Annotated in this window: 21 protein-coding genes and 1 pseudogene; 12 read left to right on the top strand and 10 right to left on the bottom strand. The window is 66.7% G+C overall.

What is annotated here, in order from left to right; translation table 11 throughout:
- Window positions 1-7: 7 nt before the first annotated feature.
- Both ACQP1G_RS36630 and ACQP1G_RS36625 read left to right on the top strand, forming a co-directional pair.
- Window positions 8-463 (top strand): acyl-CoA thioesterase, encoded by a 456-nt coding sequence (locus tag ACQP1G_RS36630; protein WP_433209141.1) that lies wholly within the window; start codon window positions 8-10, stop codon window positions 461-463.
- Window positions 464-579: 116 nt separating this feature from the next.
- A complete protein-coding gene (locus ACQP1G_RS36625) occupies window positions 580-1,245 on the top strand; it encodes a hypothetical protein (protein WP_433194248.1) in 666 nt (221 codons plus the stop codon).
- A 134-nt stretch (window positions 1,246-1,379) separates the two neighbouring features.
- Here ACQP1G_RS36625 and ACQP1G_RS36620 read toward each other — a convergent pair whose 3' ends face one another.
- Complete coding sequence (locus ACQP1G_RS36620) at window positions 1,380-1,700, bottom strand: AzlD domain-containing protein (RefSeq protein ID WP_433194247.1); 321 nt, start codon at window positions 1,698-1,700, stop codon at window positions 1,380-1,382.
- Window positions 1,701-1,752: 52 nt separating this feature from the next.
- The gene (locus ACQP1G_RS36615; RefSeq protein ID WP_433194246.1) at window positions 1,753-2,457 is read right to left on the bottom strand and encodes an AzlC family ABC transporter permease; all 705 of its coding nucleotides are present in this window, start codon (window positions 2,455-2,457) and stop codon (window positions 1,753-1,755) included.
- A gap of 79 nt (window positions 2,458-2,536) precedes the next feature.
- Between ACQP1G_RS36615 and ACQP1G_RS36610 the strand changes: the two genes are divergently transcribed.
- Entirely contained in the window at window positions 2,537-3,097 is a 561-nt protein-coding gene (locus ACQP1G_RS36610; RefSeq protein ID WP_433194245.1) for a helix-turn-helix domain-containing protein, read from the top strand.
- 147 nt (window positions 3,098-3,244) lie between these two features.
- Here the strand turns inward: ACQP1G_RS36610 and ACQP1G_RS36605 are convergent, their stop codons facing one another.
- Window positions 3,245-3,952: an HNH endonuclease gene (locus ACQP1G_RS36605; protein ID WP_433194244.1), complete on the bottom strand. Its 708-nt coding sequence runs from the start codon at window positions 3,950-3,952 to the stop codon at window positions 3,245-3,247.
- A 222-nt stretch (window positions 3,953-4,174) separates the two neighbouring features.
- Between ACQP1G_RS36605 and ACQP1G_RS36600 the strand changes: the two genes are divergently transcribed.
- From ACQP1G_RS36600 to ACQP1G_RS36585, 4 genes are all read left to right on the top strand, one after another.
- Window positions 4,175-4,579 carry a globin gene (locus ACQP1G_RS36600; RefSeq protein WP_433194243.1) on the top strand — a complete coding sequence of 135 codons (405 nt, stop codon included), beginning with the start codon at window positions 4,175-4,177 and terminating at the stop codon, window positions 4,577-4,579.
- A gap of 200 nt (window positions 4,580-4,779) precedes the next feature.
- Window positions 4,780-6,315, top strand: coding sequence for a glycoside hydrolase family 13 protein (locus ACQP1G_RS36595; RefSeq protein WP_433209138.1), 1,536 nt, complete (start codon window positions 4,780-4,782; stop codon window positions 6,313-6,315).
- 139 nt (window positions 6,316-6,454) lie between these two features.
- Window positions 6,455-6,733, top strand: coding sequence for an aa3-type cytochrome oxidase subunit CtaJ (ctaJ, locus tag ACQP1G_RS36590; protein WP_433194242.1), 279 nt, complete (start codon window positions 6,455-6,457; stop codon window positions 6,731-6,733).
- On the top strand, window positions 6,720-7,184 hold the full coding sequence (locus ACQP1G_RS36585; protein ID WP_433194241.1) for a DUF5130 domain-containing protein: 465 nt from the start codon (window positions 6,720-6,722) through the stop codon (window positions 7,182-7,184). The genes ctaJ and ACQP1G_RS36585 overlap by 14 nt, the downstream gene beginning before the upstream one ends.
- A gap of 187 nt (window positions 7,185-7,371) precedes the next feature.
- Here ACQP1G_RS36585 and pepN read toward each other — a convergent pair whose 3' ends face one another.
- On the bottom strand, window positions 7,372-9,954 hold the full coding sequence (gene pepN / locus ACQP1G_RS36580; RefSeq protein ID WP_433194240.1) for an aminopeptidase N: 2,583 nt from the start codon (window positions 9,952-9,954) through the stop codon (window positions 7,372-7,374).
- A gap of 139 nt (window positions 9,955-10,093) precedes the next feature.
- Here pepN and ACQP1G_RS36575 point away from each other — a divergent pair, with 139 nt between their 5' ends.
- On the top strand, window positions 10,094-10,930 hold the full coding sequence (locus ACQP1G_RS36575; protein ID WP_433194239.1) for a phosphoribosylaminoimidazolesuccinocarboxamide synthase: 837 nt from the start codon (window positions 10,094-10,096) through the stop codon (window positions 10,928-10,930).
- Between the two features lie 96 nt (window positions 10,931-11,026).
- Here ACQP1G_RS36575 and ACQP1G_RS36570 read toward each other — a convergent pair whose 3' ends face one another.
- From ACQP1G_RS36570 to ACQP1G_RS36555, 4 genes are all read right to left on the bottom strand, one after another.
- The gene (locus ACQP1G_RS36570) at window positions 11,027-11,503 is read right to left on the bottom strand and encodes an NUDIX domain-containing protein (RefSeq protein ID WP_433194238.1); all 477 of its coding nucleotides are present in this window, start codon (window positions 11,501-11,503) and stop codon (window positions 11,027-11,029) included.
- Window positions 11,504-12,020: 517 nt separating this feature from the next.
- A complete protein-coding gene (locus tag ACQP1G_RS36565; protein ID WP_433194237.1) occupies window positions 12,021-13,250 on the bottom strand; it encodes an RNA polymerase sigma factor in 1,230 nt (409 codons plus the stop codon).
- Window positions 13,251-13,256: 6 nt separating this feature from the next.
- Complete coding sequence (locus tag ACQP1G_RS36560; RefSeq protein WP_433194236.1) at window positions 13,257-13,658, bottom strand: YciI family protein; 402 nt, start codon at window positions 13,656-13,658, stop codon at window positions 13,257-13,259.
- Between the two features lie 105 nt (window positions 13,659-13,763).
- The gene (locus tag ACQP1G_RS36555) at window positions 13,764-14,987 is read right to left on the bottom strand and encodes an NAD(P)/FAD-dependent oxidoreductase (protein ID WP_433194235.1); all 1,224 of its coding nucleotides are present in this window, start codon (window positions 14,985-14,987) and stop codon (window positions 13,764-13,766) included.
- 181 nt (window positions 14,988-15,168) lie between these two features.
- Between ACQP1G_RS36555 and ACQP1G_RS36550 the strand changes: the two genes are divergently transcribed.
- Window positions 15,169-15,813, top strand: a complete 645-nt coding sequence (locus ACQP1G_RS36550; protein ID WP_433194234.1) for a DsbA family protein — start codon at window positions 15,169-15,171, stop codon at window positions 15,811-15,813.
- Between the two features lie 10 nt (window positions 15,814-15,823).
- On the opposite strand, the gene ACQP1G_RS36545 is transcribed toward ACQP1G_RS36550, so the two are convergent.
- Window positions 15,824-17,014, bottom strand: coding sequence for a M48 family metalloprotease (locus ACQP1G_RS36545; RefSeq protein WP_433194233.1), 1,191 nt, complete (start codon window positions 17,012-17,014; stop codon window positions 15,824-15,826).
- A gap of 189 nt (window positions 17,015-17,203) precedes the next feature.
- On the opposite strand from ACQP1G_RS36545, the gene ACQP1G_RS36540 reads away from it, so the two are divergent.
- The 3 genes and pseudogenes from ACQP1G_RS36540 (at window position 17,204) to ACQP1G_RS36530 (ending at window position 18,873) form a co-directional block, all read left to right on the top strand.
- The gene (locus ACQP1G_RS36540; protein ID WP_433194232.1) at window positions 17,204-17,677 is read left to right on the top strand and encodes a ribose-5-phosphate isomerase; all 474 of its coding nucleotides are present in this window, start codon (window positions 17,204-17,206) and stop codon (window positions 17,675-17,677) included.
- A gap of 90 nt (window positions 17,678-17,767) precedes the next feature.
- Window positions 17,768-17,911 (top strand): annotated as a pseudogene (locus ACQP1G_RS36535) (Fpg/Nei family DNA glycosylase); the annotation flags it as partial.
- Between the two features lie 146 nt (window positions 17,912-18,057).
- Complete coding sequence (locus ACQP1G_RS36530; protein ID WP_433194231.1) at window positions 18,058-18,873, top strand: Fpg/Nei family DNA glycosylase; 816 nt, start codon at window positions 18,058-18,060, stop codon at window positions 18,871-18,873.
- A 354-nt stretch (window positions 18,874-19,227) separates the two neighbouring features.
- Here the strand turns inward: ACQP1G_RS36530 and ACQP1G_RS36525 are convergent, their stop codons facing one another.
- On the bottom strand, window positions 19,228-20,181 hold the full coding sequence (locus ACQP1G_RS36525) for a diguanylate cyclase domain-containing protein (protein WP_433194230.1): 954 nt from the start codon (window positions 20,179-20,181) through the stop codon (window positions 19,228-19,230).
- Window positions 20,182-20,551: the final 370 nt, after the last annotated feature.

The following is a 20,551-nucleotide window of genomic DNA, read 5'->3' as shown; positions in this document are numbered from 1 at the left end:
GAGTTCGTTGAACGGTAATGGAAAGGCGCCCGGCAGCGCCCTGCTGCTGCCGAAGCGCTTCCACGCCAAGGTAGACGTCAGGTGGTCGGATATGGACGTGTTCCAGCACGTCAATCACGCCCGCATGGTGACGCTGTTGGAGGAGGCGCGGATTCCGTGGCTGTTCGAGGACGGGCGTCCGACCGCCCCGCTGCGTGAAGGCTGTGTGCTGGCGGACCTGCGGGTCCGCTACCGCGGTCAGCTGCGGCACGAGGACACCCCACTCGATATCGCGATGTGGATCGAGCAACTGCGGGCGGTCGACTTCACCATCGGTTACGAGGTGCGCGCCAACGGTGCGGCCCCGGACTCGCCGGCCGCGGTGATCGCCTCCACCCAGATCGCGGCCTTCGATATGCGTTCGCAGCGTCTGCGTCGGCTGACCGATACCGAACGTGATTACCTTGCTGAGTGGAAAGATTGAGCGATTGCCCGCATCATTCGGGCGGCGGATCCGGATCGCTGGGCAGTAATGGCTGACCTCGGTCGTCGTGTGGTGGCGGCCGGGGCCGGCCGCGATGTGGTGATGTGGGAGCACTGATGTCGGGACAGCGAGTCCTGGAGGTTGCCGATCCGGCTGAGCGGGAGAATCTCGCGACGTTCTTGAGTCGAGCCGTTCGGCTGGATCCGGCGGCGGTGGTGCGTATGCGCCGTCGTGGGGAACGGTACGTATCCGCTTGGGTGGCAACGGGTTTCGAGGCGCTCGCAGTGCGCACCGTGGTCGCCGAGTTGGGCGTCGACGATGTCACTGTCGGTGCCGATCTGGTGCTCGCCGGTTTGCCGTCCGGCAATCCGATCGATCTCGGCTACGCGATGGATTCGGCCTGGCGTGGCGCGCTGCCGCCGGATGTCGGCTTCGAACATATCGACGATGTGCCCGCACGTACCCTGGTCGAACTCGCCGAACAGGGCGCGGCACTGGCCAAGGAACACGGCAGTAGCCATGGCCCGCCCGCTTCCCTGCTCGACCAGACGGTGCTCACCGTCTCGGCGGCTCCGGCGCAGGTCCAGGTCCCGATGCGCGTTGTGTTCGCCCTCACCGCAATGGATTTCATCCCGCACTCCGGTGACAAGGCCGATTCCCGCCGCATCCCGCCCACCGAAATCGTCCGGGTCCGCGCCAGCAGAACCTGGCTCCGCCTCGACGCCCGCTACGGTTCCGTCGCCCGCCGCCTCAGCGGCGGCATCCCGCTGACCCCCAGCTGATCCGAGCTGCCTGCCACTGGTGGCCTGTCGCACGAATTCCCGCACCTCCGGTCGGGATTCGCATCCGTCGTGCGGTGCGGATCCCGATAGTGGGGGCTGCTCAACGGTTTTGGGGATGTCGAACCGGTGGGGGGTCAGGAGAGGCCGAGCAGGCGCAAGAGGGCGGTGGTTGCGGCTGCCGCGAGGATGACGACGAGCATGGGTTGATTGCGCCAGGCCAGCAGGCCGCCGACGAGAACGCCTGCGGGCAGGGCGAATCCGAGGTGGGCGGAGCCGGTGGGCAGCGTCGTGATGGCGACCATCGCGGCGAGCAGGACGACCGCGCCGATTTCCAGGAGCTGTTTCGCGCGCTCCGGGAACCGAATGCGGTTGCGCAGGGCCGGACCCAACGAACGGAAGGCATAGGTTCCCGCGGATAGCGCGGCCATGGCGACCAGCAGGATCGGGGTGCTCATGCCCGGACCTCGCCCGGCTCCGAAATGACCGGCACGTCGATGCTTCGCTGGTTCATGACGCCTGTGCCTCTGCAGCGCCCGGCTTCTCGTCGTCGTGCTTCGAGATCGCGAAGAATAACCCCGACAGTGCAACCAACACAGGCATTCCCGCGGGCAGGAACGGCGCGCTCGCCACGGCCGCGATCGACCCGATCAGCGCCGCGCGCAAGGTGCCACGCGACCGCAGCGCGGGCATGATCAGTGATAACAGCACCGCGGGAAATACCGCGTCCAATCCGATCGCACCGGTATCGGGCACCATCGTGCCGATCAGCGCACCGATCGCCGCACCGCCGGGCCAGGCGATGAGCACACCCAGCCCGCTCACCCAATACGCGGCCCGCCTACGCGCGACATCTGGCTGGGCCAGGGCCAGTGCGACGGATTCGTCGTTCATCACATGGACGCCGATCCGCCGCCGCCATCCGGTGCCGACCACATCGGGTACCGACAGCCCGTACGGCAGATGCCGGGCATTGACCAGCAGCCCGGCCAGTACGGCCGCGATCGGGCTGCCGCCTGCCGCCATGATCCCGATGAACAGGAACTCCGCACCGCCCGCGAGCACGACGACGCCGAGCACGATCGGAACCCACAACGGAAAACCGGAGGTGACGGCGGTGGCGCCGTAGGAAACACCGATCAGCCCGACCGCGAGTAGTACCGCCGCGATCCCGGAGAGCGTGTCCCGATCGAGTGTTCGCCATATCGAACGCATGTAGCTTATAGTGAACATGGCGGGACGATTCGTCAATATGGTTCTCTGTTGGGCGGTCAGCTACTCGACGGGAGCGCGCATGGAGCAGGATCCAACGACGCCGCAGGCAGTGATCGCCGCTGCGCTGCGCCGCGAGCGCACGCGCGCAGGGCTGTCGCTCACCGAGGTCGCCAACCGTGCGGGTATCGCGAAATCCACACTGTCCCAACTGGAATCGGGTACCGGCAACCCGAGCCTGGAGACCTTGTGGGCGCTGTGCGTCGCCCTGGACATGCCCTTCTCGCGACTGCTCGACCCGCCGCGCCCGACCGTGCATGTAATCCGCGCGGGAGAGGGCCCGGTGGTCGCCGCCGCGGAATCGGATTACCGCGCCACCCTGCTGGCGGCCGGACCGGCCAACACTCGCCGTGACCTCTTCCGGATCACGGCCGAACCCGGTCATGCCCGCAAATCCGACCCACACATTCCAGGCGTGATCGAGCATGTGCTGCTGGCCGCCGGCCGCGCCCTCATCGGCCCGATCGACGCACCCGTCGAACTCGGCCCGGGCGACTACATCTCCTACCCGGGAGATGCCCCTCACGTTTTCGAAGCCCTCGCCCCCGACACCTGGGCAGCATTGGTCGTCGAATACACCTAGCGGAAGCCACCGATCACGGCTGCGGTGCACCCGCTGGTGCGACGCTCACCGATCGACCCCGCGGATTCGAGTGCGGTGACCAAGAACACCCGCGGCGGATGAGCACGAATCCCGATCCGGGTGTCGACGGAGCCAATCCGGACGGGGCTAGGCGGCGCCTTCGCCGAGATACTGCAACCACACCGGATCCAGCTCCGTAGTGGTCGACAGCAGTCGCCAGTGCGGCCCCTTCGGCGACACCAGCGGCGAACGCAACGTCCACCCCAGCTCGCTGAGCAGTTTGTCCGCCTTGCGATGGTTACACGGCGCGCAACTCGCGACGCAGTTCTCCCAGGAATGTTCACCGCCGCGGCTGCGCGGGATGACATGGTCGATGGTCTCCGCCTTACCACCGCAGTACCCGCAGCGGTAGCGGTCGCGATGCATGAGGGCGGCTCGGGTCATCGGGACGCGCGCCCGATAGGGCACGTGGACGTAGCTGCGCAGTCGGATGACCGACGGAATCGTGACGGCGGATTCAGCGGAATGCACCACCGAACCCTCGGGGTCGTGATGGACGGTATCGGCTTTATCGCAGATCAGAAGCACCACGGCGCGGCGTGCGGACAGCGCGGTGAGCGGCTCGTAGGTGGCATTGAGAAGCAACACCCGGCGCTTCAACCAGTTGGCGGTCTCGTTCTGGACCGGCGTGAGGTGCGGATTGTGGTGAGCAGGCTCACCGGTGCGATGTGCACCCGGATAGTGATCGGACAAGATGTGCAGCGGAGTAGCCCCCGACCCACGATTGTGGACGTCGGCGGGCTGGAGTTGTCGGTGCGTCCTGGCCTCGTGTGATCGGCCGTGCCGCTGCTTCATGGGGACCCCGGTTTCATGGTTTCAAGATCATGTGGTATCTCGGCAGAGACTGCCACCCAGTTGACCATGGAACGCGGGCTATTGCACGGTGATTTCGCACAATGTCGGATGAACTGTGGTTGAAGGGCCGCCCGTTCGTGACGCGGGCACAATGGAGTGCGGCCCGTAGTGAGCATGCGGGTCGCTCGAAACGATCAGCAGCGGACCGATCGAGAGGACCTGATGACTTCCGGCGAGCAGACAGCGACGTCGTTCTACGAGGCGATCGGCGGGGCGGCAACGTTCCACCGGATCATCGCGGCGTTCTATCGAGAGGTGGCGGCCGACGAGGTGTTGCGCCCGCTGTACCCGGAGCCGGACCTCGAACCGGCGGAGCGGCGTCTGCGTATGTTCCTGGAGCAGTACTGGGGTGGACCGCGCACGTACTCCGATGAGCGCGGGCATCCGCGGCTGCGGATGCGGCATATGCCGTTCACGATCGGTCCGGTGGAACGTGACGCGTGGCTGCGCTGCATGCGAATCGGCGTGGCGGAGATCGAACCGGAGATTCTGGACGATGAGCATCGAAAGGCGTTGCTCGATTATCTCGAGATGGCGGCAAATTCGCTGGTGAACGCTGCGTGGTGAGGTCGTTTCGGTCGAGTTCCCGGACAGGCCCAAGGTTTTCGGCTCGGATATCGAACGCTGGATATTTGCCCGATGTCATCGAATATCGCTGAGCCTGAGCGAATTTGCCGAAAATTTTTGGCACTATTGCGGATGTGACTGATATACCTGCCGTCCCGGCGCCGGTGGATCGCACCGCCCAACCTTGGTGGCGGTCGGCCATGTTCTACCAGGTCTATCCGAGATCCTTCGCGGACTCCGACGGTGACGGGATCGGCGATCTCCGCGGGATTCGCGACAAGCTCGGCTACCTGGAACTACTCGGGGTCGACGCGCTCTGGATCTGTCCGGTGATGCGATCCCCGATGGCCGACGGTGGCTATGACGTATCCGATCCGCGCGATATCGACCCGCTCTTCGGCGGTATGGCGGCGATGGACGAGCTGATCGCCGACGCGCACGACCGCCGTCTCAAGGTCACCATGGATCTGGTGCCGAACCACACCAGCGATCGGCATCCGTGGTTCGCGGCGGCTTTGGCCGGCGCACCCGGCGGCCGGGAACGCGACCGCTACATCTTCCGCGACGGCCGCGGCCTCGACGGTGCGATACCGCCGAACAACTGGCCGAGCATCTTCGGGGGGCCGGCGTGGACCCGCGTTGCCGAGGCCGACGGCAGGCCCGGCCAGTGGTACCTGCATATCTTCGCGCCCGAGCAACCGGATCTGAACTGGGCAAATCCCGAGGTTGCCGCTGATTTCGAGCAGACGCTGCGCTTCTGGCTCGATCGGGGTGTCGACGGGTTCCGCCTCGATGTCGCGCACGGTATGGCCAAACCGGACGGTTTGCCCGATATGGAGCGCGTCGACACCAAAATGCTCGTGCACGACGACAGCGATCCGCGCTTCAACAATCCCGCCGTGCACGAGATCCACCGCCGCATCCGCAAAGTGCTCGACGAATATCCGGATGCGGTCTCGATCGGCGAGGTCTGGGTGGACGACAACATTCGCTTCGGCGAATACGTCCGGCCGGACGAATTGCACCTGGCCTTCAATTTCCGCCTCGCCGAGACGCCGTTCAGTGCCGACGCGGTGCGCGCCGCCATCGACAATTCGCTGGCGGCCGTCGCGCCGGTGGGTGCGGTCCCCACCTGGACCCTGTCCAATCACGACATCGCGCGTGAGGTCACCCGGTATGGCGGCGGTCCCGTCGGGGTAGCGCGGGCCCGCGCCATGATGATGGTGGAGCTGGCGCTGCCCGGCGCGGTCTTCATCTACAACGGCGCCGAACTCGGGCTGCCGAATGTCGACGATCTGCCCGAGGCGGTGCTGCGGGATCCGGTCTGGGAACGCTCCGGACATACCGAGCGCGGACGCGACGGCTGCCGGGTGCCGATTCCCTGGGAGGGTGTGGCACCGCCGTTCGGCTTCACCAGGGCCGAATCCTGGTTGCCGATGCCGCCGGAGTGGGCCGCGTCGACTGTCGAGGCGCAGTTGGAGGAATTGGGCTCCACCCTGTCGCTGTATCGCATGGCGATCGAATTGCGTGGTGTCCGACCGGAATTCGCGGGTCCGCGGATCGAGTGGTACGGCAGCCCGGCTGGTTGCCTCGCCTTCCGTCGGCCCGGCGGACTGGTCTGCGTGCTGAACGCCTCGCCCGTGCCGATCTCGTTGCCGCCCGGTGATGTGCTGCTCGCCAGCGTCGCGCCGGAGAATGGTCAGCTGCCCGCGAATGCCGCCGCCTGGCTGGTGTGACCGGACAACACGAGCGCGACCACAGCGCGAACTACTACACACCATCGTCTACCGTTGGTCTCGTGAGTGAGCGAAGCGAGCGAAGCATGTGCCAGCGTGCCATGCGCATGACGGAGCCGAGCGTCAGCGAGGCTCGGTCATGAGCATTCTCGAGACAGTGCTGATCTTCCTCGGCATCCCCTTGGTGATCTACGGCGCGATCGCCGGATTGTCGTTTCTCGGCAAGCCACTGCCCGGGGAGAAGCCGGTCCACTTCGATCTCGGTCAGAAGTGGACCCAGCCTCCCGTGCTGTGGAGTGCTACCGACGAGGTGACCGGATCGGGTCATCACGACACTGAGTCGTCGCATGGTCACCATGCGGCAATCGAGTCCACCGAGGTGGAGCTGATCGGAGGCCGGGCAAGTGGCAAGTTCTAATTGGCCCGCGGTAATCGAATCCGAACTGCCACACGGTTCGGTGGTCACCAGCAGTGGCCGCGTCTCCGGTGTGCACGAGGCCGGTGCCGTGTTCAAGGAAGCCCCGTTCAGCGATGACGAGCGGCTGGCCATGGACAACGTGCTCACCGAGGCGACCCGCGCGACGAAGGTGCGCTTCAACATCTACATCGGCGATCTGGGTGCGGATCCGGCCGCCGGTGCGGACGCGGTCTTCCCGGCGACCCCCGAGGCAGCGCGTTCGGTGCTCATCGCCGTCTCGCCCAACGACAAGGCCGTCGAGGTCCGTTCCGGCAGCGAGATCGCCGATCGCGCCAACGACCGCGTCTGCCAGCTCGGCGTCACCGCCGCCCTGAGCTCGTTCCGTCAGGGCCAGCTCATCGACGGTCTGGTCTCCGCGGTCCGCGTCATGGCCGCCGCCATCGGTCGCTGATCGCGTAGTTCCTCATCCGGCGCGTTCACCTGCACAAGGTGGACGCGCCGATTGCGTTCGGCCGCAGCACATCGACAAGTCCGGCAGCTAGTGTCTCGGGTGAGATGCGAACGGGGCGTGCTCATCACGATGATGAGCACGCCCCGTTTCGATCAGGCCGAGGTAGCCATCAGTGCCGCATGCCCTTTCAGCCCTGGGCGTCGAAGGCGCGGGCGCGCAGTGAGCGCTCGATGCCCGCCTTACCCTCGATCACCAGGCGACGCAGGGCGGGCGGGTGCTCACCGGCGAGGAACTTGTCCGCCGTCGCCACCGCTTCCTCGCTGATCGCCCAGACGGGGTAGAGGCCGACAACGACGGTTTGCGCGACCTCGCTCGAGCGGCGCTCCCAGACGCCGGGCACCTCGGCGAAGTAGCGGTCGACATAGGGCGCGAGCAGCTCGCCCTGGCCCGCCGGTGCGAAGCCACCGACGATCGAGCGAGCGGTGATATTGGGCACCGAATCGTCCGACATCACCGTGGTCCAGGCCTGCTCCTTCACTTCGGCGATCGGTCGGGCCGTCGCCGCCGCCGCGGCCTGGCGCTTGCCCGCGGCGGTGGGGTCGTTCGCCAATTCCTGGTCGATAGCCGGAGTGTCGAGGCCATCGGCATCGATCTCGCCCGCCGCCGCCAGCGCGGCGACCAGTCGCCAGCGCAGATCGGTGTCCACCAGCAGACCGGGCAGACCGACGGTGGCCGGATCACCGTCGAGCAGTTCGCGCAGCACCTCGGTGTGCCAGGCCTGCAGTCGCGCGCCGGTGAGCGCGTTGACGAAGGCGAGCTGATGATCCGAGCCCGGCGCGGCCTCGCGGGCGAGTTCCAGCAGCCGGTTGGCGTATTCGGTCCAGCCGGCGGTATTCGCCCACTCCGGATCGGCGTAGCTGCCGATCGCGGTATTGGCCTGCATCAGAAGTCGTTGCACCACACCGATTTCGGTCTCGGTACCGATACCGCGCTGCACCAGGGCCACGAAGTCGCGTGCGCGCATCTCGGCCTGCCTGGTCATCTCCCATGCGGCCGACCAGCACAGCGTGCGCGGCAGCGGTTCGACGATTTCGTGGATGCGGTGCAGCACCACGTCGAGCGAATCGGAATCGAGGCGCACCGAGCAGTAGGTGAGATCGTCGTCGTTGATCAGCACCAGCTGGCCGCGTTCCACGCCGACGAGTTCGGGCACCTCGGTACGTTCGGCGGCGTCGAGGTCGAGTTCGATTCGGTTGGTGCGGACCAGCCTTCCGTCCCGTTCGCCGTATACGCCGATCGCCAGGCGATGTACGCGACGCTCACCGGCGCCCGGTTCGGCGCCCTCCTGGACGACCGCGAACCTGGTGAAACGGCCGCCGGGATCGACCTCGAAGTCCGGACGCAGGATATTCAGGCCGGTGGTCTTGAGCCACTGCGCGCCCCAGCCGGACAGATCGCGGCCGGAGGACTTCTCCAGCGCCGACAGTAGATCGTCGAAAGTGGCATTGCCGTAGGCATGTTCGGTGAAGTAGTCGCGCAGACCCGTGAGGAACGGCTCCAGCCCCACGTACGCCACGAGCTGCTTGAGCACGGAAGCGCCCTTGGCGTAGGTGATTCCGTCGAAGTTGACCTCGACCGCGTGCAGGTCCGGGATGTCCGCGGCGATCGGATGCGTCGAGGGCAGCTGATCCTGCCGGTACGCCCAGGACTTCTCCACATTCGCGAAAGTGGTCCAGGCACTGGTGTATTCGGTCGCCTCGGACTGGCACAGCACCGAGGCGAAGGTCGCGAACGACTCGTTCAACCACAGATCGTCCCACCACTTCATGGTGACCAGATCGCCGAACCACATATGCGCCATCTCGTGCAGCACCGTCTCGGCGCGCCGCTCATAGGACGCACGGGTCACCTTGGACCGGAAGACGTAGTCCTCCAAGAAGGTAACGGCACCGGCGTTCTCCATCGCGCCCGCATTGAACTCCGGGACGAACAGCTGGTCGTACTTGCCGAATGCGTAGGGCACACCGAAGTTCTTGTGGTAGAAGCCGAATCCCTGCTTGGTCTCGCTGAACAGTCGCTCGGCATCCATATGCTCGGCGAGTGAGGCGCGGCAGTAGATGCCGAGCGGGATGCTGCCGTGGTCGTCGGTGTAGGCGTCGGTCCACTCGGCGTATGGGCCCGCGATGAGCGCGACCAGGTAGGTGCTCATCTTCGGGGTGGTGCGGAACAGGTGTTTGCCCGGCTCGGCGATCAGCGTGTCGACGACCGCGCCGTTGGAGATGACCTTCCAGCTCGGCGCGGCGGTGACGTTGATATCGAAGGTGGCCTTGAGGTCCGGCTGATCGAAGCAGGCGAACATGCGCTTGGCGTCGGCGGTTTCGAACTGCGAGTACAGGTAGACCTCATCATCGGTGGGGTCGACGAAGCGGTGCAGGCCCTCACCGGTATTGGAGTATTCGCAGTCGGCCTCGACGATCAGTTCATTGCGCTCGGCCAGACCGGTGAGCGTGATGCCCTTGGACTCGTCGTAGTCGGCGATATCGACCGCGGCGCCGTTGAGCACGGCCGAGCGGACCCCGCGGGCGACGATATCGACGAACGTGCTCGCACCCGGAGTCGCGGTGAAGGTGACCGTGCTGCGGGAGAAGAAGGTCTGCTCGCCCGGCTTCCCCGCCCCGTCGGTCAGGTCGAGGTCGATGCGATAGTTCTCGACCTGCACTGTCGAGGCGCGTTCGATCGCCTGGTCGCGAGTCAGGTTCGGTGCGGACATGGGACTCCTTCGTGGTTCGAAGAACAGGCTCGGGCGGGCCGCCCGGCGGGCACAGCACTCACCACAATGCCACCTCGGTAAGGTTGCCCGCGCGGAACTTTTTCCCATAAACCCTATCGACCAGGATCGGAGCTACGACGTGAAGCACATCCACGCCGGAAAGGTGCGCGACCTCTACGAGGACGGCGACACGCTGCTGCTCGTGGCATCGGACCGGGTGTCGGTGTACGACGTGGTGTTGCCGACGCCGATACCGGATAAGGGCGCGCTACTGACCCAGCTGTCGAACTGGTGGTTCGAGTACTTCGCCGACGTGCCCAACCATGTGGTCTCGGCGACCGATGTGCCCGCCGAATTCGCCGGTCGCGGCATTCGGGTCAAGCCGCTGAAGATGTTGCAGGTCGAGTGCATCGCGCGCGGCTACCTGACCGGTTCGGGGCTCGAGGAGTACCAGCAAACGGGCACGGTCTCCGGCATCGCGCTGCCGCCTGGGCTGCGCGACGGCGACAAACTGCCCGAACCGATCTTCACCCCGTCCAGCAAGGCATCCGAGGGTCACGACGAGCCCATCACCTTCGCGGATGTGGTGAACCAGGAGGGTCGCGAGGTTGCCGAGCAACTGCGCGAGCTGACATTGCGGATCTACACCCGCGGTGCCGCGCACGCCGCCGTTCGGGGTGTCATCGTCGCCGACACCAAGGTCGAATTCGGTTGGGACGGTGACACTCTCACCCTCGGCGACGAGGTGCTGACCTCGGATTCCTCACGCTTCTGGCCCGGCGCCGAATGGGAGCCCGGCCGCCCCCAACGCTCCTTCGACAAGCAGTTCGTCCGCGACTGGTCCACCTCCACCGGCTGGAACAAGGAATACCCAGGCCCACCCATTCCCACCGAAATCGTCGAGGCCACCCGCCAAAAATACATCGAAGCCTTCCAACTGATCACCGGCCAAACCTGGAGCCCCGCACCCCGCTGACCACCGGGCAGCCCGTCCCGAGACTGGGCATCCCATGTGCGGGGTGCCGGCTCGATGGGCGGGGTGCCCGGTGCCAGACGGCTGGCGCGGGGGCGGTCAGATGAGGTGTTGGGTGAGGCGGTCGAGGTAGGGGCGTTGGCCGGTGCCGAGCTTTTGGTGGGCGGTGGGGAGGTCGAACCAGGCGGCGCGGTCGATTTCTGGGAAGGTGGCCAGGCGGCCCGATTTGGGCGGCCATTCCATTTCGAAGGTGCCGGGCACCACGGTGGCCGGATCCAGGTCGGCCTCGACGGCCCAGACGGTGAGTTCCTTGGTGGATTTGCCACTGCCGTAACGGACCTCGCCGAGCGGCACCCGCTCGCCCTCGGGCACCGGTAGGCCCAGTTCCTCGGTGAACTCGCGTGCGGCCGCAGCGTCGGGGCTCTCGTGCTCCGGCTCGTATTCGCCTTTCGGAATCGACCAGGCACCGGCATCCTTGCGCGCCCAGAACGGGCCACCCATATGCCCGATCAGGACCTCGGTCCCTCCCGATTGCCGACGGAACAACAAGATCCCCGCACTGAATTTCCCAGCCACACCCAGCAGTCTGCCGCGTGCCGCCACTGGGCGCGCAGACGACACGGCCCAACGCCACTCTCAACGCGCCGCCGCCTCGCCGCCGCGGCGGCACCGATCTGGCAGGCCGCGCCTGGATCCGGCAGCTCGTGGGGCCCTTGCGTGCCCAACTGTTCCGTCGCCCGTCGCCCGTCGCCCGTCGCCCGTCGCCCGTCGCCCGTCGCCCGTCGCCCGTTGTCCGTCGCTCGTCGCCCGTTGTCCGTTGCCCGTTGCCCGTTGTCCGTTGCCCGTTGCCCGCTGCCGCTGCCCGCTGCCCGCTGCTCGTTGCCCGCTGCTCGTTGCCCGCTGCCGCTGCCGCTGCCCGCTGCCCGCTGCTCGTCGCTCGTCGCTCGCTGCCGCTGCCGCTGCCCGCTGCTCGTCGCTCGTTACCCGCTGCTCGTTGCCCGTTGCCCGTTGCCCGCTGCTCGTCGCTGTCGCTCGTCGCTGTCGCCCGTCGCCGAGCGCGCTGCCGACGCTGACGCCGACGCGGGGCGGGCGGTCAGGGGGTGGCGCGGTGGCGGAGGTGGGCGGCGCGGAGGGTGAGGTAGTCGCGTTCGGGAAAGCTGGTGGTGCGGTGGGCGGCAATGGTGTAGCAGGCGATGGCGGCGTCGAAATCGCCTGCCATTTCGTGTAAGTGGCCGCGGACCGCGTCGAGGCGGTGGTTGCCGGCCAGCTGATCGTAGAGGGTGTCGGCGAGTTCGAGACCCGCGGCGGGCCCGTGCACCATGGCGGTGGCAACGGCGCGGTTGAGCGTCACCATCGGGTTCTTCGAGATGCGCTCGATCATGTGGTACAGCGCCAGGATTCGCGTCCAGTCGGTGTCCTCGGCACGTGGGGCCTGTGCGTGCAGCACCGCGATCGCGGCCTGAATTTGATAGGGCCCGGTGAGACCGGATGCGAGCGTGCCGGTCGTCAGCGTGACGCCCTCGGTGATCAGCGCGCGATCCCACAGTGCGCGATTCTGCTCGGCGAGCGGAATCAACTCACCGTGGGTCCCGGTGCGTGCCGCACGCCGGGAATCGGTGAGCAACATGAGTGCGAGCAGACCGGCGACCTCGGTGTCGTCGGGGAGCAGCCGGTGGATCGATCTGGTCAGGCGGATCGCCTCGCCGGACAGATCCGCCCGCTGCAGGTCGGGCCCCGAAGTGGTGGTGTGCCCCTCGTTGAAGATCAGGTACAGCACATGCAGCACCGAACTCAGCCGTTCATGCCATTGCGCGTCACCGGGCCGGGCGAACGGCCGGTCGAGGGTGGCCAGCTTCTTCTTGGCACGGGTAATCCGTTGCGCCATGGTCGCTTCCGGCAGCAGGAAGGCATTGGCGATCTCCGCCGTGCCGAGCCCGCCGACCGCGCGCAGCGTCAGCGCGATGGCACTTGCGGACGACAGTGCCGGATGGCAGCAGAGGAAGAACATGGCGAGCGTGTCGTCCCGATCGACGGCCGCGGCGTCGGGCACATCGCGTTCGAAAACCGTTGTCTCCCTGCGTCGCCGAGCCACCTCGGCGCGAACCGTATCGGCCATCCGCCGTTGCGCGACATGGGTCAGCCACCCGCGCGGATTATCCGGCAGACCGTCGGCGGGCCATTGGGTCGCCGCTGCCAGCATGGCCTCCTGCAGCGCATCCTCGGCGGTGTCGAAGTCGCCGAACCGGCGCACCAACGTACCGAGGACCTGCGGCGCGAGTTCGCGCAACAGGTCGTCGATGCCCACGGGCAACGTCGTACTCATCGAGGACTATTGCTCGGTCGCCGGAACACCCATCACCGCGCGCACCTCTATGTACTCGCCGATCGGCTTCCCGCCCGGCCCCGGTGCCGCCGAAGCCTGTGCGGCGATCTGCAACGCGCGCTGTGGGCTGTCCACATCGACGATCCAGTATCCGGCCAGGAACTCCTTGGTCTCCGGAAATGGCCCGTCGGTGATCACCGGCGCCGAGCGCCCGTCGGAACTGACCACGCGCGCGTCTTCCGGTCCGGCCAGTCCCTGGGCGTCGACCAGCTCACCGTTCGTGGTCAACTCCGCACCGAGTGCCCGCTGGAAATCCAGATGTGCCTGGATCTCTTGCGGCGTCCACTCGGTGATCGGGGCGTCGCAGTTGGCGGCGGATCCATAGGTCTTCAGCAGCATGTACTTCATATCCGGCCTCCTGGCCTTCGGTGCGCCCGTCCGGCGCTTTCGCGATGAGGTCGGAGCCCGCCAGGCCGATTCGACACATTCTCGAATACCTCGATGTGATCTGCGTCATAGTGGTGTCGCGGGATCGGCGAGCCGTTCCGGATCGACCTGCTGCCCGATCAACTCCTTGATCCGGTCGGTGGCATCCCAGATGTTCACGTTCATCCCCGCCAATACTCGGTTGTCGGCGTCGAGCCAGAACGCGACGAACTCACGCGTGGACTCATCGCCGCGCACCACTACCCGCGCGTACTCGCCGGGCGCGGCATAGCCGGTGTACTCCATGCCGAGGTCGTATTGGTCGGTGAAGAAGTAGGGCAGCCGATCGTAGGCGGCGGACTTGCCGAGCATGGTCTGTGCCGCGACGGCTGGCTGGTTGAGCGCATTCGCCCAGTGCTCCACCCGAACTCGACGACCGAGCACCGGATGCTGTTCGTCGGCGATATCGCCGACGGCCACGATATCCGGGTCGCTGGTGGCCAGGTTCGCATCGACCAGCACGCCGCCATCGGTCGCGAGCCCGGCGGCCGCGGCCAACTCGATATTCGGACGTGCGCCGATCGCAACCAGCACCGCATCACCCTCGATGACAGTGCCGTCGGCGAGCCGGACGCCGGTCGCGAGATCCGTCTCCACCTGGTGCGTGGTGATCTCGCTGACCTGCGCGCCGAATCGGAAGTCGACGCCGTGATCGCGATGGAGCTGCGCGAAGACCCGCGCCATTTCGGGGCCGAGCGCCGCCAGGAGCGGCAATTGGGCGGCCTCGACGATGGTGACCTCGACTTGGGCGGCACGCGCGGCCGAAGCGACCTCGAGCCCGATCCAGCCCGCCCCGATGATGACGAGGCGGCGTGCGGTGCCGAACAGCTCGATCAGCGTGTCGGAATCGCCGATGGTGCGCAGCGTGTACACGCCGCGAGCGTCCATGCCGGGGATCGGCAGCCGACGCGGTGTCGAACCGGTCGCGAGCGCGAGCTTGTCGTAACCCAGCGTCGAACCATCCGGCAGCGTCACGGTTTTCGCGGTCCGATCGATCGCGCCGACCTCGGTGCCGAGTCGGACGTCGATGTGGTGATCGCGATACCACTGGCCCGGATCCACTGTGAATTCCTCGAGTGATTTCTTCCCCGCCAGATGTTCCTTGGACAGTGGTGGTCGCTCGTAGGGGAGATAGTCCTCGGCGCTGATCAGCGTCACTGCTCCGGCGAAATCGTTGTCGCGCAGTGCTTCCGCCAGTTTGGCCGCGGCCAGACCGCCACCGACTATGACGAAACGCTGATCAGAGGTCATTGCGGACTCCTTGTCGGGAGGGAACCGGATGCCTGCGTGTCAACCCTACTGGGACCCGACGCCGCCTTTCGGGGAAATCGACGACCGGCGCGGGAACGAATCGTGTGGTTGCGTGGTTGGCCACGGATAGCGGTGCGCCGAGCCACCGCGATGACTGCATGCGATGGAGAGGAACAGATCCATGAGCGAGACGACCACCAAGAATGTCGCCGATTTCTGGTTCGACCCGCTGTGCCCGTGGTGTTGGATCACCTCCCGTTGGATCCTGGAGGTCGAGCAGGTTCGCGATATCGAGGCCCGCTTCCACGTGATGAGCCTGTCGGTGCTCAACGAGGGCAAGGAGGGGCTGCCCCCGCAGTACGAGGAGCTGCTGGCCACCGGCTGGGGTCCGGTCCGGGTCGCCATCGCCGCCGCGCAGGAGCACGGTGACAAGGTGCTGGCCCCGCTGTACACCGCCATGGGCAACCGCATCCACAACCGGAGCGAGGAGTACGCGCGCGATTCCCGCAAGGAGACCCTCGCCGCGGTGATCGCGGATTCGCTCGCCGAGGTCGGCCTGCCCGCCGAACTCGCCGCGGCGGCCGAAACCGCCGAATTCGATGAGGCGCTGCGCAAGAGCCATCACGAGGGCATGGACAAGGTCGGGCCCGATGTCGGCACCCCGACCATCCACATCAACGGCAACGCGTTCTTCGGTCCGGTGCTGTCGCGGATCCCGCGTGGCGAGGAGGCCGGGAAGCTGTGGGACGCCGCGGTCACCCTGGCCGACTACCCGCACTTCTTCGAGCTGAAGCGGACCAGGACCGAGGATCCGGCCTTCGACTGAGTTCGGTCCGCTACGGCACGGGTTTCGGCGGCAGCGCCGGAACCTCGCCGTAGCTGCTCGGATACGGACCTGCCGGGGGCGCACCGGCGGGTCGGTTCGGTCGCCAGAACAGGCGACCGTGCTTGCTGCGGTCGCGCAGCGCCCACATCCGCCAGGTCAACACCGGATGCGAAGCCATAGCATTGCTGACCCAGACGAAAAAGCCCCTCTCGACGCCCGCCCGGTCGGCCATCTCGTCGAAGCCGACCAGTTTGTTGAGGTATTTGCCCGCAGCGAGGGTGCCCATGGCGGCCGGTGCGCCGATATACCGATTGCAGTAGCCGTGGTTGTCGGCGGTGTACTCCTGGGACCGGATCAATGAGCTGCCGATGATCGGCAGCGATGGCGCGATGAACATGCCGAGCTGGCGCCAGTACGACGTATGCCCGGCCGCGATATGTCCGACCTCGTGGCCGATGATGAAGGCGAGTGCGTCGGGTTCGCGTGCGGCGCCGCCGATTTCGAACAGATCGCTGTAGACCGCGACATAGCGCCGGAAACCGTGCCCGGAGGCGAAGGCGTTGATCTGGCCGTTGCCGAGCACCACGTAGGCATCGGGCACCTTCGCCAGCCCGAATCGAGCCGCTGCCTCGACCACCAGCTGATATCCCTCGGGAAACTGGGTGGGTGACATCTTGACGCCGTTGACCCGCTGGGCCGCGTAGCCCATACCGCGCAGGAACCAGACCACGATCGGCGCGAAGACCAGGATCACCAGGTACGGACTCGGCACCTTCCCATCCACGATGAGGCCGATGAAGACCAGCAATGCCAGTAGCAATGCGGCCGTGGTGATCACGCACACGACCACGAGCAGCGGAATCTCCCACGGATGCCGTGCGGGCATGCCGAATGGCGACAGACCGCGCGGCTGACGCTGCGGTGGCATCCCCGGCGGCACCGGAGCCACACCGTAGGGACCTTGGCCGTAGGGCGCCGGACCGTAATGGGGTGTCGGGTACGGCGACGGCGCTCCGGGATAGGGCTGGGGCGTCGACGGATATTGAGGCGTCGACGGGTATCGCGGCGAATCGTGCTGGGCGGAAATCTGCCCGTTCGAGGTGGCGGTCGCGTCCTGAGCCTGCGCCCACCCGCCCAATGCGGGATAGGGGTCGGCAGGTTGGCCCGCCTGCTGGGGCGGCTTGGATTCGGGCGGCTGCATGAGGTGAACTCTATTCATTTGCCGGGGACGACGTTCGACGCCGTTGTGGTGCGGTCGATACCGGTGGCCGCGAACTCGGATGGCATACCTGTCGATTCGTCGCGGCCGTCACCGGTGTTGATCACGGTGGCGCGGTGTCGTACATCCCCTCTCGCGGCACGGCGAAACACGCCTGACACAATCGCAGCCATGCGCGTATACCTGGGTGCCGACCATGCCGGTTTCGAACTGAAGAATCACGTCAAGGCCCATCTGGAGCAGGCGGGCCACGAGGTCGTCGACTGCGGCGCCCTCGAATACGACGCGCTCGACGACTACCCTGCCTTCTGCATCGAGGCGGCCCGTCGCACCGTCGCCGATCCGGGCAGTCTCGGCCTGGTCTTCGGCGGCAGCGGCAACGGCGAGCAGATCGCCGCGAACAAGGTGCCCGGCGCCCGCTGCGCCCTGGCCTGGAGCGTGGAGACGGCCCAGCTGGCCCGTGAGCACAACAATGCCCAGCTGATCGGCATCGGCGGCCGCATGCACTCCACCGAGGAGGCGCTGGCGATCGTGGACGCGTTCATCTCGACCAAGTGGTCCGAGGAGCCGCGCCATCAGCGCCGCATCGACATCCTGGCCGAGTACGAGAAGACCGGTGTGCCCCCGGCCGTTCCGGCATCCTGACGCACAGCATTGGCGAAATCCGCCATCTCGCAAGCCGAACCACAACACCGCGGACGCGAGACGGTGGACCGGAGAGGATTTCGGTCTTCGATGCCTGAGGGGCATACGTTGCATCGGCTTGTGCGGCGGCGTCAGCGGTGCTTCGTGGGCACTGTGGTGTGCGTTTCGAGCCCGAAGCCGAGGTTCGCGGCTCCTGCCGCGTGCGTTGGTGGACGGGAGAGGATTTCGGCCTTCGATGCCTGAGGGGCATACGTTGCATCGGCTTGCGCGGCTGCGTCAGCGGTGCTTCGTGGGCAGTGTGGTGTGCGTTTCGAGCCCGAAGCCGAGGTTCGCGGCTCCTGTCGCGTGCGTTGGTGGACGGGAGAGGATTTCGGCCTTCGATGCCTGAGGGGCATACGCTACATCGGCTTGCGCGACTACATCAGCGGCGTTTCGCTGGGGGAGTGGTGCGCGTTTCCAGCCCGCAGGGCAAGTTCGCCGCCGGGGCTGCGCGCGTCGACGGTCAGGTGCTCGCCAAGGCCGAGGCGTGGGGCAAACACCTACTGCACCACTACGAGTCGGGTCTCATCGTGCACGTGCACCTCGGGCTGTACGGGGTGTTCACCGAGGTGCCGCTGCCGATGGGCGAGCCGGTCGGGCAGGTGCGGATGCGGATCATGGGGGACGCGTCCGCCGATGATCGCCTGTACGGCACCGACTTACGCGGTCCCACCGCCTGCGAGGTGTACACCCGCGCGGAGGTCACGGCGCTGACCGAGCGGCTCGGCCCCGACCCGCTGCGGCGCGGTGCCGATCCCGAACGGGCCTGGCGGCGCATTCACCGTTCGCGTAGGCCGATCGGCGCGCTGCTGATGGATCAGCAGGTGCTCGCCGGTGTCGGGAATGTCTATCGCGCGGAACTGCTGTTCCGGCACGGCATTTCGCCACAGCGGCCGGGCACGTCGCTGACCGCCGACGAGTGGGATGCGATGTGGACCGATCTGGTCGCGCTGATGCGGGTCGGGGTACGGGTCGGCAAGATGGTCGTCGTCCGGCCCGAACACGACCACGGTGAACCATCCTACGCGGCCGACCGCCCCCGCACCTACGTCTACCGCCGCCCCGGCGCCCCCTGTCGCATCTGCGGCACACCCGTCGCGCACTGCGTCCTGGAGGGCCGAAACCTCTTCTGGTGCCCCAGCTGTCAAGCGAGCTGACCGACGACACAGGCCCTTTGGTCACCTCGCCCGCGTGATAGCGCGTGTGTGGTGACCAAAGCGCGTGACCAAAGCGCGTGACCAAAGCGCGTGACCAAAGCGCGTGACCAAAGCGCGTGACCAAAGCGCGTGTGTGGTGACCAAAGCGCATATGTGGCCACCAGAGGGCGTATGCGGTGGCGGAGCGGTCTGTGGCGGAGCGGTGTGCGCGATGGAGCGGTGTGTGTGGCCGACCGGTGTGTGGCCGAGTGGTGTGTGTGGCGGAGCGGTGTGCGCGACGGAGTGGTGTGTGTGGCCGAGCAGTGGGTGCGGTGTCCAGCGGGTCAATGTGGTCGGGGCCGGTGCGGTGCTGGATCAGCCTGCGACGGCCTTGATTTCGGGTTTATCGGATTCGGCGAGGGCGAAGCGGCGTCCGCCCGCGGTCTTGGCCGCGTACATCGCGCGATCGGCACGCCGTAGCAGATCGGTGAAATCGCAGGAATCGCCCGGCGGCGAGTACGCGGTGCCGACACTGGCCGAGACCGGCACCGGACCGGCCGTCGACCACACCGGATCACGCAGCGCGGCCACGATCCGGTGCGCGATATCGCCGAGGGTGTTGTCGTGCGGATTGGTGGCGAGCACGAATTCGTCACCGCCGTAACGGCAGATGACCGTATCCGGCGGGCAGATCTCGCGCAGCCTGCGGGCCAGTTCGACGAGCACCTCGTCGCCGACCGCATGGCCGTAGTTGTCGTTGATCTGTTTGAACCGGTCCAGGTCGATCAGCAGCAGGCCGACGCCGCGGTTCGGGTCGGCCGCCATCAGCCGCACCTTGTCCTGTAGCAGCGTGCGGTTGGCGAGGTCGGTGAGCGCGTCGTGGGTAGCCTCGTGCCGCAGCCGATGCTGTAGTGCGGCGATCTCCTGTACCCGCAACGACACTGCCGCCGAAATGTGCTGCTCCTGCTGGGCCAGTGCCCGTTCCTGTAGCGCCTGGGCATAGCTGTCGATGGCCTGGCTGGCGACCAACGGCCAGCGCGTCGCGACCAGCGACCCGGGCGCCCCCGCCGGGAAGCCGAGCAGCCAGCGGGTGGCCTGGGCCAGCATTCTGGTCCGTTCGAACGGCGCCTCGACCAGCCGTGCCCCCAACATCCGCGCCTCGGGCACCGGAAAGGGCTCGGACCTGGCCAGTTGCAGTAGCCGCTCGATGATCTCGACTAGAAACGGTTGTAACTGTTGTGGTGACGCGTGTGATCCCGGCTCCGCGCAGACCGCATGCGCCCACGCGCCGGCCATCTGCGCTACGGGTGGTTCGATATCCGCAGACATCGCACTCACCCGCCACGGGTGATGTCGGTATCCGGGTGCCCTGTTCCCACGCAGGTGCCGGCTTCACCCCGATCGTTCCCACTGCTACGCGGTTGTGTCCACCTCGCTTGGTGCACGCTCACCGCCCCCTTTCCAGATACCCCCGTCCGGCAAAAAGGATCCTAGCAAGCCACTCGGCACCGAAAAACGCTGTTTTACAACGAGTTCTCGGTCCCTCGCGAATGGCGATCGGGTATGTGATCGCTGCCGCACCTCCGGCGTTACACAGGAATTTCGTTCGCTGAGAAATCGCGGACCGACACGCCGACGGCGCGCCGAAACGGGGGTGAAATTGGGTGGCTACCGGCTCGCTCGCGTCTTGGCGAGGTGG

This window comes from Nocardia sp. CA-107356 (genome assembly GCF_050946365.1).
GTDB lineage: Bacteria > Actinomycetota > Actinomycetes > Mycobacteriales > Mycobacteriaceae > Nocardia.
Note: the sequence above shows the minus strand (reverse complement) of the source record. Positions and strands in the feature narration are given on the sequence as shown.